Genomic DNA, 17329 nt, shown 5'->3' with positions numbered 1-17329 from the left:
GCCGTGAGGCGATGATCGTCCGGGATGCTTGCCCGCCACACTGCACCGCCGAAGAGGACGGCAAGCAAACGCGGTGAGAACGCTCGGCGACGGGAGCCGGGCGCCGGGAGCGGGCGGTCGTCCCCTGCAGCGGGCGGGTCGGAGCTGCCGTGCGAAAGGTGAGGCGGACACCCCCGGGAAGGTCGCGCGAAGCCCCGACAGCGGGGACAGCGGATCAGTCGTGCTCGCGCGTGCGGTCGGCATCCGGAGTCGTGGGCTGCCACAGCTGGATCTGGTTGCCCTCGGGGTCCTCGAGCGCGGCGAAGCGGCCGTTCGGGTAGGTCTCGGCGTCGACCTCGACGGCGACGCCGGCCCCCTGCAGCTGGCGGACCATCGCGTCCAGGTCGTTGACGCGGAAGTTGACGAACAACTGCGCACCGGGCCGGAACATTTCCGAGTCGGGCATGGGCGCGAAGATCGTCGGCCCGGGCTCCTGCAGCCAGACCGGCGAGTCGTAGCTCGTGGGCGTCCGCGGGATGCCGAGGTACGTGTCGTACCAGGCGCTCAGCGCCTCCGGATCGCGGGCGCGGAAGAAGACGCCGCCGATCCCGGTCACTCGTTCCATGGGTGCTCCTCCCGATCCGGCAGCGCTGTGGGAGCGACGATAGTGCCGCAGGGGCGCCAGTGGGCGGGACGGGTCAGCGCTTGTGCAGGGAGCCGATGATCATGAACGGGCCGCGGCTCGGGTCGTCGCTGCCGTCGGGGATGCTCTGCGATCGCGCGATCTGCGCGACGAAGATGTCGGACTCGTTCTCGAGCGACGTCGTCCCCACGATGAGGAGGCGCTCCGCGAGGGGCGCATCCGCACGGGGAGGGTGACCGACGACGTCGAGGCACACCCGGAGCGCCTCCTCCGAGCCGACCGTGTAGGTGCGCTCGCCGCCCTTCCCGTACATCCCGTCCGCCTCGGCGTCGTACCAGCCGCGCCACTCGCTCGCCGGCAGGACGAAGACGTTGCGCACGCCCCTCGCCTCGGCCCACTCGAGGTAGGGCCGGCAGAGCGCCGCCGCATCGGAGCGGGCCTCGGTGGGGCGGTAGGACCAGACGACCTCCGCCTGGTCGCACGCGATGGCGAACCATCCGCAGTACCCGATCCCGACCGGAGGATCCGCCACCTCGAAGCCCTCGGGCGGCGGGATGGCCGCGGCGGCGGCCAGCATCCCCTGCTGCCTCGGATTGAACGTGAACCCGAGACCGGACGCGACGAACGCCAGGAGCAGCGCCCCCGCGAGAGCGAGGGCGGCGACCCCGGGCCAGCGTCCCCGCCCCGTGACGACGGCGGCGATGCCGAGTCCGAGCGCGCCGAGCACCGCGAGCGGCCCCAGGACCGGGAACACGAGGTTGAGGATGGCCGCGGCAGCGACGACGACGGCGGCGATTCCGAGCACCGGGGATCGTCGGACGTCCGGCTCGGGATCGCTCATTGGACGGAGGGTAGACCGACCTGTCCGCTCTTGCTACGGCCGATGGGCCCGACTTCGGTGGTGTCCCGTCGCGCCTATCGGCGGGTGAGCAGGACGCCCGCCGCGAGGAGCGCTCCGCCGAACACGGCCGGCACCGTCTCGAGGACCGGCCCGAGGAAGGCGACGAGCGTTGGGAAGACGTACGTGAGGCTGAGGATCGTCGCGATCAGCAGCATCATCGCGCCGGCGCGGCCCGCGGTCTTCGTCGCGGAGAGGAGCAGCGAGGCGCCCACGATGCCGCCGACGACGGCGAGGAGGTCGCCGAGGCCGAAGAGCCCGCCGATGGTCAGGAAGATGCCGAGGATGCGGATCCCCCAGCCGAGGGCGGCGACCGCGAAGGCGACGCGGATCGCACCGGTCGAGTTCGCGGCGAGGAAGCCGAAGCCGGCCGCGAGCGCGGCGTGGAAGAGCAGGTTCATCAGCCAGCCGTCGATCGAGACGCCGATGTACGGGCCGAAGAACGCGAGCAGCAGCAGCGCGCCGGCCCCGGCCAGCAGCCAGCCGCCGACCTGTGTCCTCGATGCCCGCCGGGCTCGTGTCGCCATGGTGTCTCCTCTCCCCCGGGATCCATTCAAGCGGCACGCCTCGATCGCCCGGTGCACGGGAGCGGCGGTTCGGCGCCTGCGGGCTCTACCTGCAGCTTCCCGGAGCTCGCCCTGGTGCCGAGGCGAGGTCCCGAGGAGGATGCCGGGAAGGAGGCTCGTCATGCGTGCAGCCGGGGCTCGTCGGCTCGGCGTCATCGCCCTCGCCGTCGTCGCAGTCGGCGGCTGCGCCCCTCAGGACGAAACGTCGCTGCCGCGGCCCACGCCGGCGGGCTCGCCCCTGCCGGCGGCCGACGCGACGATCACCGCGCCCTCCGTGGTGCCCGAGGTCTCGGCGGAGATCCCCACCGGGCCGATCGTCACGCCCGACTCCATCGCGTTCGCCGCGGGGACCGGAGAGCTCTACGCCCCGACGGACGACGGGATCGTGGTGATCGATGTGGGATCGCGGCAGGTCGTGGACCGGATCGCGATCGAGGGGGGTCCCGGCACGATCCTCGTCGACGACGGGCTGGTGTACGTGGCGGAGGACGGCCGGGGCGTCGGCGCGGTCACGGTCCTCTACGCGGCGACCCACGAGATCCTCGGCAGGATCGAGCTCCGCGGCACGGCCCACGCGGGCCGGATGGCGCTCGACCCCTCGACATCACGGCTCTTCGTCGCGTCCGGCGATCCGGGCGTCGCCGTTGTCGACACCGGCACGCGGGAGTTCCTCGGGCTCATCCCCGTGGGGCCCCACCCCCGCGGAGTCGCGGTGGACCCGGACCTCGGGGTCCTCTTCGTGAGCGACGGCGAGGGTGTCACGGCGATCGACACCACCAGCCTGGAGATCCTCGACCGGTTCGCGATCGGGTCCTACCGGCCGCTGACCGGGCACGGGAAGCTCGCGGTGGACGAGGGCGGCGGCATGCTGCTCGCGCTGAACGAGGGCTGGGGCACCGTGACCGTCGTCGACACGGCCACTCGGAAGGTGCTGCGCGTCCTCCGCTGCGGCGATCGCGCGCCCGGCGGCCCCTTCGACATCGCTGTCGATCCGTCCGCTCGTCGCGCCTACGTCACCGGCTGCCGGCGGTGGTCCGTCGGCGTCCTCGACCTGGCGACGCTGACCGTCGTCCAGCTGCTCCGGCCGGCCGACGCCACGCCTGAGGGCTTCCAGACCCTGGGGATCGCGGTGGCCGTCGATCCCGCAACGGGCTCGGTGTTCCTCAGCTCGGACGGGGAGGTGCGGATCGTCGAGGGCGGGTGACCGGCGACGTCACCGGCGAAGCATCCGCCGGCGGCGCCCGCGCGGCGGCGCGGCGGTGCTCAGTCCGCCTGGTCGGCCAGCGCGAACTGCTTCGCGTGCTCGCCGGGAGCGACGGCCTCGGCGCTCACCGCCTTCGCGCCGTTGTAGACGTCCCGGTCGATCTCGTCCGAGGACTTCGCGACCAGCATCGCCACCATCGTGTCGCCGTTCACATTGAGGAAGGTGCGGAGGATGCCGGTGAACCAGTCGACCGCGATCAGCAGGCCGACGGCCTCGAGCGGGAGACCCAGCGTGGTGCCGAGGAACATCGCGACGACGGGGAAGCCGCCCGGAACCGTGATGGTGCCCATGTTGAGCAGGATCGCGAGCCCCATGCCGAGGACGATCTGCCCCGGGTCCAGCTCCACCCCGCCGGACTGGGCGAGGAACATGACGACGATCATGTAGTTGAGCACAGCGCCGTAGGAGCCCATCGTCAGGCCGACGGACAGCGTGAAGTTGGCCACTCGCTGGCTGACGCCCACCTTCTCGACCGTGTTCTTGAGCACCGTCGGGAAGGTCACCGCCGAGCTCGTCGTGGTGACGGCGATCGCGGTCTGCTCGGCGAGCTTGGCCGGCAGACGTGCGGGGTTCAGCCCGGTGCGCAGCGTCACGACGAGCACGAACACGGCGGTGAGGATGACGACGCCGAGCGCCGTCGTCCCGAGGTACGAGAGGGCGCTCGTGACCACCGCGAAGCCGACGTCCCCGGTCAGGGCGGCGAGCAGCGCGAACACGCCGATCGGCGCCACGTGCATGACGAGGCGGATCATCGTGAGCACGATCTGCTGGAGCTGGTCGAAGAAGCTGAGGACCAGGGTGTTGCCGGTCCGGCTCGCGTAGCTGTTGAGGGCCGCCCCGAAGATCAGCGAGAAGACGATGATCGGCACCATCGTCGCCGTGGACATCGCGCCGAAGATGTTGGTCGAGACGAAGCCGAGGATGGTGTCCTGCCACCCGGTGGCCTGCCCGGCCGACTCCTCGAGCGCCGGGTCCACCTCGCCGCCGAACACCATGCCGAGCCCGGGCTGGAAGAGGACGCTGAGCCCCCAGGCGAGCAGGGCCGCGAGGATCGAGAACCCGATCATCCAGCCGAAGGTGCGGAGAGCGAGCTTCCCCGTGCCCCTGCCGGCGATCGACCCGGTCGCCACGATGACGGAAGACATGACCAGGGGCACGATCGCCATCTGGATGAGCCGGATGAACAGGTCGCCGACGAACTTGAGGTTGGCCGACCACTCGCCCACGAGCAGGCCGAAGACGATCCCCGCCACGGCCGCGATCCCGATCTGCGCCGCTGGGTGCTTCAGTGCCTTCATCCGACTTCCCCGCCTTCGTCGAGTGCGGTCGAGTGCTGGGACGTCACCCGTGCGACGTCAGACCCGACCGACGGGTCGATTCCAGCGGACGGATGTTTCGAGGGCTCACGGGCTTCGTTTCCCCGGTGTGAAGTGGCTGATCAGCGGCGAGATATCGGAAGGCCGGGCACCCGGCTCCCTCGGGAACGGGGGCGCGCCGACCTCTGCTCGACTTCTGCCGAGCGGCGCTAGCGCTGCCGGCGGGGGTTCCACTCCCCTCGTGCCACGGCGGGCACGAAGTCGTCGAGGGGCTCGCCGAGGTCGACCGCGCGCCCCGTCTCGGCCGACTTGTACGCCGCCATGAGCAGGCGGACCACCTCCACCCCGTTCTCGAGCGACTCCGCGGGCTGCTCGCCCCGGAGGAAGGCTCGCGTCATGGCGGCGTTCTCGGCGGTGTACCCGTAGCTCATCGACTCGTCGGTGACGACCGGCACGAGGCCCTGCTCGGCGTTCTGCTTCTCCACCATGTCCTCGCCCTCCGCCTGCTCGAGGCGCCGGGAGAGGAACACCGTCGACTCGGTGTCGAGCGTGTTCGAGCTCATCGAGTACTCGGGGCCGAGCAGCTCGAAGGACAGCCGCAGCCCCGCGCCGACGTAGCTCCAGGAGGTCGTCGCCTCCACGACGACCGGCTCGCCGTCGCCGTTGACGAACTCGAAGACGGCGTGCGCGTAGTCCTCGCTCGGCTCCTGCCGGTAGTCGACGACCCCGGGATACGCCTCCATGAGCTCGCGGGCGTAGCGCTCGCGTCCCCACTTGAGCGACGCGATCGTCGCGGTGACCGAGACCGGCGTGAGCCAGGCGGCGGGATCGGTGCCCGGCGGCGTGAGGAGGTAGCGGCCCGCTTCGACCGAGTGGCACATCATGTCGCTGAGGACGCCGCCGCCCTCGGTCGCGGCGTTCCAGAACCACGTGCGGTGCGGTCCGGAGTGCTCCTCCGCGGCCCGCGCCAGGTACGGCGAGCCGGCGCTGGGGGCGCCGCGGCTCCACAGCAGCTCGTGGCCGCGGGTGATCGCGGGCGAGAACACCTGGTTCTCGAGGTAGCCGTGCAGCAGGCCCGCCCCGGTGACGAGGTCGAGCATCTCGCGCGCCTCGGCGACGGTGCGCCCGAGGGGCTTCTCGATGGCGATCCCCCTCAGCTGCGCGCGCCCGGATCGCACCTCGTCGGTGATCGTGCGGATGACGTCGAGCCGGGTGTGGTTCGGCGTGAGCACCCAGACGGCCTCGACGCGGGGGTCGCGGACGAGCTCCGCGACGTCGTCGTACGCCGCGACGTCGGAGCCGACACCGGTCCGCTGCGCCTCCGCGGCCAGGTCCCGCGCCGCGTCCAGCGTCCGCGACCCGACGGCGACGATGTCGCCGTCCCGGACGCCCTGCCAGGAGCGGACGTGGAACTGGCCGATGAAGCCGGCGCCGACGAGTCCGACGCCGAGGGTGGTGCGTGAGGGCATGGGGACTCCTTGGGTCAGGATCTCAGCTTCCGCTGCCGTCCGTAGAGGGCGAGCAGGGCGAGCAGGATGACGCCGTTCACGATCGTCCGGTGCGACTCGGGCATGTTGAGCGTCGTGAGCAGGCTCTGCAGCACCGAGAGCACGACCGCGCCGATCGCCGAGCCGAGGTACCCGCCGACGCCGCCCGCGATCAGGGTGCCGCCGATGACGACGGCCGCGATGGAGGGCAGGGTGTAGTCGTCGGCGAGGTTGAGGAACACCGACTCCGTGTAGCCGAGCAGCGCGAGCCCCGCGAGCACCGCGCAGACTCCGGATGCGACGTAGGCGCCGATGACCGTCGCATTGACGCGGATGCCGCTCAGCCGCGCGGCGGTCCGGTTGCTGCCCACGGCGTAGAGGTTCCAGCCCGGCCGGGTGCGGCGCAGCACGAGGGTCACGACGACGATGAGCAGGACCCACAGGAACAGCACGCCCGGGGCGCCGAGGAGCCAGCGGGTGTTGACCAGCTCCGTGAGGAACGGCGCTGCCCGGCCGGCCGCCGTGCCGCCGGTGTAGGCGAGGATGATGCCCTGCACGACGCCGAGCATCCCGAGCGTCATCACGAACGGCGGGATGCGCAGGTAGACGATCCCGAGCCCGTTCACGAGACCGATCGCCGCGCCGACGACGAGCGGGATGAGGATGCCGCCTGCGAGGTTCGCGTCGGTGCCGTCCATCACGCGGGCGCCGATGATCGCGCCCAGCGTCGCCACCTTGCCCACGCTGAGGTCGATGCCGTCGCCGCCGGACAGGATGACGATCGTCTGCCCGATCGCGATGATCCCGAGGAAGCTCGCGATCCGCAGCATGCTGATGATCTGGTTGTAGGAGCCGAAGCCCGGCGAGACGAGCTGCCCGACGACGACGAGCGCGATCGCGATGAGCGACGCGATGACCACCGGGTTGCGGGCCGCCTGGCGCAGCCGCGCGGCGGTCCGGTCGGTGGTGGCGGGAACGGCGCTCACCGGACGACCGCCTTCCGCGTCGTCAGGACCGACAGCGCGAGCGCTGCGATGATGACGAGGCCGCTCGCGAGCTCCCGGAACGTGGTGGGAACGTTGAGGAAGAACAGGACGTTGGTGACGAGAGCGAGGATGATCGCGCCCGCGATCGCCCCGATCGCGCCGCCGCGGCCGCCGCGCAGCGCGATGCCGCCGAGGACGACCGCCGCGATGGAGTCCAGCGCGATGTCCGCGCCGATGAACGGGTCGCCCGATCCGGTGTTCCCGAGCACCCCCATCGCGGCGAGCCCCGCGAGGGCTCCGGCGACGACGTAGCTGAGCGCCCGGATGCGGACGACCGGGACCAGCGACGCGAAGGCGGCGAGGGCGTCGCCGCCGACCGCGTAGACGTGGCGGAGGAAGCGCGTCCGGGAGAGCGCGAGCCAGATCGCCGCGGCGGCGAGGACGCACCAGACGGGCACGGGGACTCCGGCGAAGGCGAGCCGGAACCCCTGCGACATCGCCGGCGGCACCGCTCCGCCGGGGCTCGGCAGGACGACGAGGGTCACGCCGCCGAACACGGACGCCGTGGCGAAGGTGACGATGAGCGGCTGCAGGCGGACCACGGCGACGAGGATCCCGTTGACCAGCCCGCACAGCGCGCCGGTCGCGAGGGCCGCGAGGAAGCCGAGCCCGATGAGGGCGTCGCTGCCGTTCATCACCTTCAGCGCGACGACGCTCGACAGCGCGACGATCGTGCCGATGGAGAGGTCGAGCCCGCCGCCGATCACGACGATCGCCTGTGCGACGGCCGCGAACACGAGCGGGACGAACGTCGCGAACGTGCTCGTGATCGAGTACAGCGTGAAGAAGGTCGGCTGGACGAGCGCGTTGACGATCACGACCGCCGCGAGCAGGCTCCACGTCACGACGGAGGCGATCTGCACGCGGCGGATCCAGGCGACGGCGCGGGTCCCGGCGGCCCGGTTGTCGAGTCCGGTGCTCATCGGGCTCCTCCGTCCGCGGCGGCCGGCTGCTCCTCGACGGTGCCCTGGTCGCCCTCGCCGATGAGCAGCGCGGCGCTGACCAGGTTCTCGGAGGTGATCTCGTCGCCGACGAGGTGGGTGCGGACGCGGCCCTCGTACAGGACGACGACCCGGTCGCAGAGCTCGGCGAGCTCGACGTCGTCGCTCGAGTTGAGGATCACGGCGACGCCCGCGCTCGAGAGCTCGCGGATGATCGAGTAGATCTCGGCCTTCGCGGAGATGTCGACGCCCTTCGTCGGGTCGTCGAGGAGGACCACGGCCGGCTCGTTGAGCAGCCACTTCGCGATGACGATCTTCTGCGCGTTCCCGCCCGAGAGCGTCGTGACCGGGTCGTCCAGGCCGCCGATCTTGATCCGCAGGCGCTGGACGGCGTCCTCGGCGACGGTCCGCTCCTTGCGCATCGAGATGCCGAGGGCGGCGAGCAGGCGGCGGCGGAGGCTGACGATGGACAGGTTCTCCTGGATGGACCGCTGCATGAACAGGCCCTGGGAACCCCGGTCGCCGGGCACGAGGGCGAACCCGTTGCCGGTCGCGCGCACGACCGACGAGTTGGTGACGCGGCGCCCGTTGACGTCGATCTCGCCGGAGGGGGTCGCGGTCGCGCCGAACAGCGCGAGCAGCAGCTCCGACTGCCCCTGTCCCTGCAGGCCACCCAGGCCGAGGATCTCTCCGCGGTGCACGTCGAGGTCTATCCCGTGAACCCCCGGCGCGGACAGGTTGCGGACCCGAAGGACGACCTCGTCGGTGGACGGCGTGGCCGTGCGCCGCTCCGGCTGGGCGACGTCGCCGACCATGACACGCACGAGCTCGGACTCGGTGGTCTCGGCGACCGTCACCGTGGCGACGGTCCTCCCCGTGCGCAGGATCGTGGCGCGGTCGCAGATCGTCCTCACCTCCTCGAGCCGGTGCGAGGTGAACACGACGCACGTGCCGGCGGCGGTGAGCTCGCGCACGATCTCGAAGACGAGGTTCACCTGGTCCCGGTGCAGACTCGCCGTCGCCTCGTCGAGGATCAGGATGCGCGGCTTCCGGAGCACGGCCTTCGCGATCTCGACGAGCTGCTGCTGCCCCGGCGAGAGCCCGGACACCTCGGTGCCGGCGGTCACGCCGGGGCCGAGACCGCGGCGCATCCGCTCGAGCACGGCGTCGATCTCCGCGGCGCTCGCCCTGTTCGACACGAAGCCCGCGCGGCTCGGCTCGACCCCGAGGACCAGATTCTGGCCGACCGTCATGCTGTCGACGAGGGACAGCTGCTGGTACACCGCTGCGATCCCCCGCGCGGCGGCGTCTCGCGGGCCGCGGATCTCGACCGGTCGGCCGTCCAGCACGATGGTCGCCGCATCCGGGTTCACCGTCCCCGCGAGCACCTTGTTGAGCGTCGACTTGCCCGAACCGTTGGGCCCGAGCAGGCCGTGGACCTCACCGGCCTCGAGCTCGAAGCTCGCGCCGTCGAGCGCGCGGACGCCTCCGTACCTCTTGGAGACACCGGTCATGGTGAGGAGCGACACTGCAGCCTCTTCTCTCGGGACGGGCGTCCGCTCCCATCCCCCCGACAGATCGGGAGGACGGGAGCGATCGGCGGAACTGCGGCGTCCGGGGTCAGCCGACGAAGTAGGCGTTGACCTCGTCCCGTGTGAGGACGGAGTCGAGCACGTACGAGTCGGGCCGGTCCTGCACCTCCGCCCAGACCTCGTCGAAGTTGTCGTTCGTGATCGGGTCCTCGAGGTCGAGCACGATGTCGCCGTTCTCGGTCTTCGACTCGTCGAGCTCCCGGCCCTCGAGCTGGCTCACCGCGAAGTGCAGCGCGGTCGCTCCGGTGCCCGGAGGGTTCACGACGCCGATGCTCTCGAAGCCGCCCTCCTTCAGCTCGGACCACATCCGCATGTAGCCGTTGCGCGCCTCGCCGGTGACGATGATGTCGCCCGTGCGGTTCGCAGCCTCGACCGCCCGGAGGACGCCCTGCGCCATGCCGTCCTGCGTCCACACGCCCTGGATGTCCGTGTAGGTGGCGAGCAGGTCGCTCATCACCTGCTGCCCGGTCGCCTGGTCCCAGTCGCCGTTCGCGACCGCCAGCACCTCGACGCCGGCCTCGTCGAAGACCGCCTTCGCGGCGTTCCAGCGGGCCTCGTTCGCGGGGTGTCCCTCGATGCCGTTCACGACCACGATGCGGCCGCCCTCGCCGACCTGCTCGGCGAGCCACTGCGCGCTCGTCTCGGCCCAGAGCGGCTGATCGATGCCGACGTTGACGACCTCCTCGGTCTCCACCGCCTGGTCGATCGCGTAGATGCGGATGCCCTGGCCAAGCGCCTCCTGGAACACGGCGTCGAGGGCCGTGCCCGAGTTCGGGTTGATGATGATCGCGTCGACGCCGCGGTTGATGAGGTTGCGCACCTGCTGGATCTGCCCGTTGACGTCGGTGTCGGCGTTCTCGAGGACGAGCTCGTCGAGCGTCCCGTTCTCCTTGTACTCGTCGAAGACGGTCTGGATGTCCTCGATCATCTGCGTCCGGTACTCGCTGCCCACGAAGCCGTTGCTGACGCCGATCGTGAACGGGCCCTCGCTCCCGCCCCCGGCGCCTTCGGTTTCCCCGCCGCCACCGCCGCCTCCGGTGGGCGCCGTGCTGGAGCATCCGGCGAGCAGGGCGACGCTGATCGCGGCGAGAGCCGCACCAGTGCGGAAGCGCATGATTCCTCCTCGAATCGTGATCTCGTCGTCGAGACCTTGGCGTCATCCTATGGACCGCCTGTGACACCGCCCCAGCGCTGATGTGGGATCGTTACCCAATCGCTGATCAGGGACGACGCTGATCGGACAGCGCGGTGTCGCGGCTGGGCGCCGTCGGCGTGTCGCCTCGAAGAGGGCGTGTCGCACCGTCATGCCGCTGCAACACCGCGCGCCGTGTCGCAGCGCGCTCCGAATCCCGTCTCGCATCCGGGATCGGACGCGCTCCTACGCTCTCCCGTCGCCGCGCCGCTGACGGAGTCGCCGCCGCAGCCGGCCCAGCTGGTCGAACACGAGAGCCGCCGCGAGGAACCCGACGACGACCGCCCCGGCGCTGCCGACGAGTCCTGCGTATCCGCCCACCTCCCGAGGATCGAGGAAGGGGTACGGGTACCAGCCGACCGCGGCGCCTCGGACGAGCGCGTACGCGAGGTAGGCGACCGGATACGCCATCCACGCGAGGGGCCTCCACCACCGCGCACGCGTCGCGGACGGGATCAGGAGCCAGTCGAGGATCAGGACGACCGGCATCAGCTTGTGCAGCACGAGGTCCACCCACGGCGTCGTCTCCCCCGCCGCCGGCGTGCCCTCGAGGAGCAGGGCGAACACGGCGAGGGTGACGGCCGCGTACACCGCCGCGGCGCCGCGCCAGCCGTCCCACCAGCGCGGCAGCCGGCTCCGCGGAAGGAGTCCGGAGACGGCGAGGACCGCGCCCGCGTAGAGGCTGCTCTGGTTGGTGAAGTAGCTGAGGTAGTTCACCGCGTCGAGGCCCTCGGGCTCCGCGGCGATGATGAACATGTTCGCGATCACGGTGCCGAAGCCGAGCAGGCCGAGAACGACGCGGAGGACGCGCACGGCGGCGTTGTCGTGGTCGAGGACCGGACGAGCGTCCCGCGCGAGGAGGTCGGTCGACGTGCCGGACGCGGTCATGCGGGTATTGTCCGTCCTCCTCGCCCGCGGCCGCGGGACCAACGGTCTGGAAACCCGGACCGCGTCCGCCGATCCTGTGCCTAGAGCCGGTTGAGCCCCAGCACCCGCACGACGGCGACGCCCTGCTCCTCCGACGCGGCGAGGTCCACCTCTGCGTCGATCCCCCAGTCGCGGTCGCCGGCGGGGTCGTCGAGGATCTGCCGGACCTTCCACACGGAGGGTCCCTCCTCGACGAGGAGCATTCGCGGCCCGCGCGCATCGGGGCCGGTGCCGATCGAGTCGTGCTCGGCGTAATACGCGTCGAGCGCATCCGCCCACTTCTGCTCGTCCATGCCGGAATCGGCATCCAGCTCGCCGAGCGAGTCCGCCCGATCGAGGGCGGCGAGCTGGACGCGGCGGAACAGCTCGTTCCGGACGAGCACCAGGAACGCGCGCCGGTTCGTGAGCACGCTCGGCGGAGGCGGCGGCACCACCGGGGCGTCCGGGTCGGCGGCCGGGTTCACGAGCTGCTCCCACTCGTCGACGAGGCTCGAGTCGACCTGGCGGACGAGCTCGCCAAGCCACTCGAGGATGTCGCGCAGCTCCTCCCCCGTGGCGGCATCCGGCACCGTCTGCTTGAGCGCCCGGTAGGCGTCGCTGAGGTAGCGGAGGACGAGGCCCTCGCTGCGGCCGAGCTGGTAGAAGGAGACGAACTCGCCGAAGGTCATGGCGCGCTCGAACATGTCGCGCACGACCGACTTCGGCTTGAGCTCGAAGTCCCGCACCCACGGCTGGCTCTGCGCGAACGTCTCGAACGCCTGCTCGAGCAGCTCGGCGAGCGGCCGCGGGTGGGTGACGTCCTCGAGCAGCTCCATCCGCTCCTCGTACTCGATCCCCTCGGCCTTCATCGCCGCGACCGCCTCACCGCGGGCCCGGAACTCCTGCTGGGAGAGGACGGGCCGCGGGTCGTCGAGGGTCGCCTCGATGACGCTGATCACGTCCAGGGCATGCGTCGGCGACTCGGGGTCCAGGAGCTCGAACGCGGCGAGCGCGAACGGCGACAGCGGCTGGTTGAGTGCGAAGTTCGGCGGCAGGTCCACCAGGAGGCGGACCTGGCCGTCGGCGACCTCGACGACGCCCGCGGTCTTCAGCGTCCGGTAGATGCCGAGGGCCCGGCGGGCGAGCGTGTACTGGCGGTGCGGCGGCTCGTGGTTGTCGAACACGAGCGCGCGGACGTTGCCGAGGACGTCGCCGCCGCGCCCGATGACGTTGATGAGCATGGCCGCGCTCAGCTGCATGCTGCTGGTGAGGGCCTCCGGCTCGGCCTCGACGAGCTTGCGGAAGCTCGGCTCGCCCCAGGACACGAAGCCCTCCGGTGCCTTCTTGCGGATGATCTTGCGCCGCTTCTTCGGGTCGTCGCCGGCCTTCTCGATCGCCTTCGCGTTCTCGATCTCGTGCTCGGGCGCCTGCACCTGCACGGTCCCAGCGGTGTCGTAGCCGGCCCGTCCGGCGCGTCCCGCGATCTGGTGGAACTCCCGCGCGGTGAGGTGGCGCATCCGCGTCCCGTCGTACTTCGTGAGCGCGGTGAGCAGGACGGTTCGGATGGGGACGTTGATGCCGACGCCGAGGGTGTCGGTGCCGCAGATGATGCGCAGCAGTCCGCGCTGGGCGAGCTGCTCGACGAGCCGCCGGTACTTCGGCAGCATCCCGGCGTGGTGGACGCCGATGCCGCCGCGGACGAGGCGGCTCAAGGTGCGGCCGAAGCCGGTGGTGAAGCGGAAGCCGCCGATCTCCTCGGCGATCCGGTCCCGCGCCTCGCGGTCGATCACCCTGATGCTCGTCAGCGCCTGCGCCCGCTCCATCGCCGCGGCCTGCGAGAAGTGGACGATGTAGACCGGCGCCTGCGCGCCGTGCAGCAGCTCCTCGACCGTCTCCTGCACCGGGGTCATCGCGTAGTAGTAGTGCAGCGGGACCGGACGCTCGACGCCGGTCACCTGCGCTGTGGGTCGGCCGGTGCGGCGGGAGAGGTCGTCGGCGATGGCCCTGACGTCCCCGAGGGTCGCCGACATGAGCACGAACTGCGCGCGGGGCAGGGTCAGGAGAGGCACCTGCCAGGCCCAGCCGCGGTCGGGGTCGGAGTAGAAGTGGAACTCGTCCATCACGACCTGGTCGACGGCTGCGTCCGGGCCGCGGCGGAGCGCGAGGTTCGCGAGGATCTCGGCGGTGCAGCAGATGATCGGGGCGTCGGCGTTCACGGAGCTGTCGCCGGTGACCATCCCGACGTTCTCCGCGCCGAAGATGTCGACGAGCGCGAAGAACTTCTCGCTGACCAGCGCCTTGATCGGCGCGGTGTAGAAGGTGCGCCTGCCCTGGGCGACGGCGGTGGCGTGCGCGGCCACGGCGACGAGCGACTTCCCGGTGCCGGTCGGCGTGGCGAGGATCACGTTGGACCCGGTGACGATCTCCATGATCGCCTCGTCCTGCGCCGGGTAGAGGGAGAACCCCTGCTCCCCCGCCCAGTCGACGAAGGCGCTGTAGGCGGTGTCCGGATCATCGGTCGCGGGCATCCGGTCGAGGAGGGGCATCGGGATCGAGTCTCCCCTACCAAGGGCCGCTCGAAGTGCCACCTGGTGCGCTCATCCGGGCGGTTTGGCAGCACCAGGTGGCATCTCGACGGGGAGGACCGGCGTCTGCGGAACCGGCGCGATGCCCGCGTACCCGATTCGAGGGGCACCCCAACTGGGAACTGTTTCCCCTGATCCGGGCGGCAGTAGCGTGGGCGATCCCATGATGACCGCGACTTCCACCAGCGCCACCCGGCACGGCCTGCCCGCCCAGCTCCTCATCGAGGAGGTCGTCCGCCGGCAGGAGCGGCAGCAGCCCCGGACTCGTCTGGAGCGGATGCTCGGACGCTCGCCCATCGGCGAGAAGGACCTCGCCTGGTACCGGGGCGCGAAGGGCGAGCTGCTCGTCGGCGAACTCCTGGAGCGTCTCCCGGAGGGCTGGCGCGTGCTCCACTCGCTGCCGATCGGTCACGCCGCGGATCTCGACCACGTCCTCATCGGGCCCGCCGGCGTCTTCGTCCTCAACACGAAGCACCACGCCGGCAAGCGGGTGTGGACGGCCGGGAACGCCCTGCTCGTCAACGGCATCCGGCACGCGTACATCGAGAAGGCGCAGCGCGAAGGCGTCCGCCTCATCGGCACGATGGCGGGAACGGGCGCCTTCGGGATCGACGTCACCCCGGTGATCGTCCTCGTCGGCGTCGCATCGCTCACGGTCCGCGAGGAGCCGAAGGTCCCCGTCGTCCGGGCCGAGCGCCTCGTCCGGTGGCTGCGATCCCTGCCGAGGGTCCTCGAGCAGGACGTCGTCGACGAGCTCGCCCGACGTCTGTCGAAGGAGGGCGTCTGGGCGGAGTCCGCCGATCCGGTGCCGGACGCCCGCGTGCGCTTCGCCGAGCTGGACGGCGAGGTCGACCGCGCCCGCCTCGTCCGCGGCGCCTGGGCCGCCGGTCTCGCGGTCGGCACGGCCGGCGTCGGGATGCTGCTCGGCAACCTCGCTTTGACCGGGATCACGGCCGCGCTCGGCGGCTAGGAGTCCTAGCCGGGAGTCGGGCGATCTCCGCGGCTAGGAGTGCTAGCCGAGCGATGGGAGTCCTGGGCGGCTAGGAGTCCTAGCCGCCGTCGGAGCTTGCAGAAGGTGCGGCCGAGCGGTCGACGCGCCTGGCCGCACCCTGATGCCTCGGATGTGCGTGCGACAGACCGTCAGGGACTAGATCGCGACGGTGTGCGAGACCTCGTTTGCTGACGACGACGAGCGGCTCCCCCGTCGGCGACTCGTCCGCGGGCACGAAAGAGCACCAAGCCCGCGCAGGCACGACGACGGAGGCGGCCACCGGACGCATCGCCCGGCAGCCGCCTCGGTGTCGGCGCGGATCAGACCGCCGGGACGCGCTCCGGCTCGTCGCGGACCTCGCTCTGCTCGAGCTCCAGCTCCGCGAGCTCCGCCAGCTCGTTCAGCAGCTGCGCATCCGAGCGGCGGTGCAGGGCGCCGATGAGGGCGTACGTCCCGAAGCCGACCGCCGCCGCGACCAGGGTGGCCCATCCGTCGAACTCCGGTCCGACGAGCGTGTTCGGGATGTAGAACAGGTCGTTCTCGACGCCGTAGAGGGTCGGCGTGAGCGCGAGGAACACGAGCCTGACGACGAGGCCCGCCGCGGCCGCGCCGAGCGCCGCCGTGACCCCCGGACGCTTCCAGAAGACGCCGAGGATGAACGGCGCCGCGAGGCAGGCGAGCATGAGGTCGAACGCGAGCGTCAGCAGGATGCCCGTCTGGCTCACGCGGATCGCGAGGAACGAGCCGATGACCACGATGGGCAGCATCGCGAGGCGCGTCCAGCGCAGCAGCGGGTCCGGCCCGCCGACCGTGCGGCGCACGCCCACCACGTTCCGGACGGCGACCGCGGACGTCGCGAGGATCGCGCCCGAGGCGGTCGAGAACGACGCCGCGACGATCCCGGAGAGGACGAGGATCGCGAGCAGCGGCGGCGCGTAGTCCGCCAGCAGCGTGAAGAGGATCGGGCCCTCCTCGACGGTGATGCCGAGCACCGCGGTCGCGGACAGGGCCACGAGCGCGAAGATCGTGCCGATCGCGGCGGTTCCGGCGGCACCGATGAAGCAGGCGCGGCGGGCGACCTCGGGCGACTTCGCGCCGAAGATCCGCTGCATGAAGTCGATCGCGACGATGTCGCCGACGCCGAGCGCGACGAGCGTCGCCCAGTTGATCGGCGCGCCCTGCGCGGGGTCGCTGAGCTGGCCGAGGTCGAACGGCCCCATGCCCTCGGGGACCACGATGCCGAACGAGAACGCGACCCAGAGGAGCAGGGCGATCGCCGCGACGACGGTGATGACGGTCTGGATGACGGCGGTGTACGCGTCCGAGAAGAGGCCGCCCGCGATCGTGTAGGCGAGCACGAGGGACACCGCGAGGATGACGCCCCACTCGTAGGGGATGTTGGCGAAGCGCTCGAGCAGGAAGCCGCACGCGACGAGGTTGCCGGCGAGCAGGGTCGTGAACGCGAGGATCATGATCAGCGACGCGACGACCTCTGTCGGCCTGTTGTAGCGGATGCGGAAGAAGTCCGCGAGTGTGAACAGCTTCATCCTGTTCATCGGCTTGGCGAGGAAGATGCCGGTCAGCAGCAGGCACAGCGCGAGTCCGAGGGCGAGCGAGGCGCCCGACCAGAAGCCGAACTGCGAGGTGAGGTCGGTGTTGCCGACGGTCGCGTTCGAGTCGACGGCGGCGGCGGTCAGCGAGACCGCGACGAGCGGGACGCCGAGCCGGCGCCCCGCGACGAGGTAGTTGGCGCTGTCTCCGTCGACCTTTCGGGCGACGAGGATGCCGACGATGAGGACGGCGAGGACGGTGAGTCCCACTCCGATGATGATCACGATGCTCCCGGGGCCGAGGCGGCAGTGGTGCCCGCCGGGGATTTCTGTCAAGCGACAAGTACGAACATCGACCCGTCGCGTTCCCGGA

General features: G+C 71.2%; 14 protein-coding genes. 2 read left to right on the top strand and 12 right to left on the bottom strand.

Translation table 11 applies throughout. The features are described from left to right. Nucleotides 1-214: 214 nt before the first annotated feature. The 3 genes from J3P30_RS13445 to J3P30_RS13435 all read right to left on the bottom strand — a co-directional run bounded on the left by J3P30_RS13445 (nt 215) and on the right by J3P30_RS13435 (nt 2047). Nucleotides 215-604 carry a VOC family protein gene (locus J3P30_RS13445; RefSeq protein WP_210481514.1) on the bottom strand — a complete coding sequence of 130 codons (390 nt, stop codon included), beginning with the start codon at nt 602-604 and terminating at the stop codon, nt 215-217. A 73-nt stretch (nt 605-677) separates the two neighbouring features. Further along, nucleotides 678-1463, bottom strand: a complete 786-nt coding sequence (locus J3P30_RS13440; protein WP_210481513.1) for a hypothetical protein — start codon at nt 1461-1463, stop codon at nt 678-680. A gap of 74 nt (nt 1464-1537) precedes the next feature. After that, nucleotides 1538-2047 carry a hypothetical protein gene (locus J3P30_RS13435; RefSeq protein ID WP_210481512.1) on the bottom strand — a complete coding sequence of 170 codons (510 nt, stop codon included), beginning with the start codon at nt 2045-2047 and terminating at the stop codon, nt 1538-1540. A 160-nt stretch (nt 2048-2207) separates the two neighbouring features. On the opposite strand from J3P30_RS13435, the gene J3P30_RS13430 reads away from it, so the two are divergent. Continuing rightward, a complete protein-coding gene (locus J3P30_RS13430) occupies nt 2208-3290 on the top strand; it encodes a hypothetical protein (RefSeq protein WP_210481511.1) in 1083 nt (360 codons plus the stop codon). A gap of 59 nt (nt 3291-3349) precedes the next feature. Here J3P30_RS13430 and J3P30_RS13425 read toward each other — a convergent pair whose 3' ends face one another. From J3P30_RS13425 to J3P30_RS13390, 8 genes are all read right to left on the bottom strand, one after another. After that, a complete protein-coding gene (locus J3P30_RS13425) occupies nt 3350-4648 on the bottom strand; it encodes a dicarboxylate/amino acid:cation symporter (protein ID WP_210481510.1) in 1299 nt (432 codons plus the stop codon). 227 nt (nt 4649-4875) lie between these two features. Further along, nucleotides 4876-6135, bottom strand: a complete 1260-nt coding sequence (locus tag J3P30_RS13420) for a Gfo/Idh/MocA family protein (RefSeq protein WP_210481509.1) — start codon at nt 6133-6135, stop codon at nt 4876-4878. Between the two features lie 14 nt (nt 6136-6149). Next, nucleotides 6150-7139, bottom strand: coding sequence for an ABC transporter permease (locus J3P30_RS13415; protein ID WP_210481508.1), 990 nt, complete (start codon nt 7137-7139; stop codon nt 6150-6152). Then, a complete protein-coding gene (locus J3P30_RS13410; RefSeq protein WP_210481507.1) occupies nt 7136-8122 on the bottom strand; it encodes an ABC transporter permease in 987 nt (328 codons plus the stop codon). The genes J3P30_RS13415 and J3P30_RS13410 overlap by 4 nt, the downstream gene beginning before the upstream one ends. Continuing rightward, nucleotides 8119-9669 (bottom strand): sugar ABC transporter ATP-binding protein, encoded by a 1551-nt coding sequence (locus tag J3P30_RS13405; RefSeq protein ID WP_210481506.1) that lies wholly within the window; start codon nt 9667-9669, stop codon nt 8119-8121. The genes J3P30_RS13410 and J3P30_RS13405 overlap by 4 nt, the downstream gene beginning before the upstream one ends. Nucleotides 9670-9760: 91 nt before the next feature. Continuing rightward, nucleotides 9761-10846: a substrate-binding domain-containing protein gene (locus tag J3P30_RS13400; protein ID WP_210481505.1), complete on the bottom strand. Its 1086-nt coding sequence runs from the start codon at nt 10844-10846 to the stop codon at nt 9761-9763. Nucleotides 10847-11110: 264 nt separating this feature from the next. Further along, entirely contained in the window at nt 11111-11812 is a 702-nt protein-coding gene (locus J3P30_RS13395) for a Pr6Pr family membrane protein (RefSeq protein WP_210481504.1), read from the bottom strand. Nucleotides 11813-11892: 80 nt separating this feature from the next. After that, nucleotides 11893-14376, bottom strand: a complete 2484-nt coding sequence (locus J3P30_RS13390; RefSeq protein WP_210481503.1) for an RNA helicase — start codon at nt 14374-14376, stop codon at nt 11893-11895. Between the two features lie 202 nt (nt 14377-14578). Here J3P30_RS13390 and J3P30_RS13385 point away from each other — a divergent pair, with 202 nt between their 5' ends. Further along, nucleotides 14579-15385 carry a nuclease-related domain-containing protein gene (locus tag J3P30_RS13385; protein WP_210481502.1) on the top strand — a complete coding sequence of 269 codons (807 nt, stop codon included), beginning with the start codon at nt 14579-14581 and terminating at the stop codon, nt 15383-15385. A 341-nt stretch (nt 15386-15726) separates the two neighbouring features. Here the strand turns inward: J3P30_RS13385 and J3P30_RS13380 are convergent, their stop codons facing one another. Next, nucleotides 15727-17292 carry a sodium:solute symporter family protein gene (locus tag J3P30_RS13380; protein WP_210481501.1) on the bottom strand — a complete coding sequence of 522 codons (1566 nt, stop codon included), beginning with the start codon at nt 17290-17292 and terminating at the stop codon, nt 15727-15729. Nucleotides 17293-17329 lie beyond the last annotated feature (37 nt).

It is taken from the genome of Naasia sp. SYSU D00948 (genome assembly GCF_017916515.1).
GTDB lineage: Bacteria > Actinomycetota > Actinomycetes > Actinomycetales > Microbacteriaceae > Naasia.
Note: the sequence above shows the minus strand (reverse complement) of the source record. Positions and strands in the feature narration are given on the sequence as shown.

Bases quoted from the DNA above. Each gene is read 5' to 3' on its own strand.
- J3P30_RS13425 (WP_210481510.1), bottom strand. From the start codon at position 4,648: ATGAAGGCACTGAAGCACCCAGCGGCGCAGATCGGGATCGCGGCCGTG.
- J3P30_RS13410 (WP_210481507.1), bottom strand. From the start codon at position 8,122: ATGAGCACCGGACTCGACAACCGGGCCGCCGGGACCCGCGCCGTCGCC.
- J3P30_RS13440 (WP_210481513.1), bottom strand. From the start codon at position 1,463: ATGAGCGATCCCGAGCCGGACGTCCGACGATCCCCGGTGCTCGGAATC.
- J3P30_RS13390 (WP_210481503.1), bottom strand. From the start codon at position 14,376: ATGCCCCTCCTCGACCGGATGCCCGCGACCGATGATCCGGACACCGCC.
- J3P30_RS13420 (WP_210481509.1), bottom strand. From the start codon at position 6,135: ATGCCCTCACGCACCACCCTCGGCGTCGGACTCGTCGGCGCCGGCTTC.
- J3P30_RS13395 (WP_210481504.1), bottom strand. From the start codon at position 11,812: ATGACCGCGTCCGGCACGTCGACCGACCTCCTCGCGCGGGACGCTCGT.
- J3P30_RS13430 (WP_210481511.1), top strand. From the start codon at position 2,208: ATGCGTGCAGCCGGGGCTCGTCGGCTCGGCGTCATCGCCCTCGCCGTC.
- J3P30_RS13435 (WP_210481512.1), bottom strand. From the start codon at position 2,047: ATGGCGACACGAGCCCGGCGGGCATCGAGGACACAGGTCGGCGGCTGG.
- J3P30_RS13400 (WP_210481505.1), bottom strand. From the start codon at position 10,846: ATGCGCTTCCGCACTGGTGCGGCTCTCGCCGCGATCAGCGTCGCCCTG.
- J3P30_RS13445 (WP_210481514.1), bottom strand. From the start codon at position 604: ATGGAACGAGTGACCGGGATCGGCGGCGTCTTCTTCCGCGCCCGCGAT.
- J3P30_RS13385 (WP_210481502.1), top strand. From the start codon at position 14,579: ATGATGACCGCGACTTCCACCAGCGCCACCCGGCACGGCCTGCCCGCC.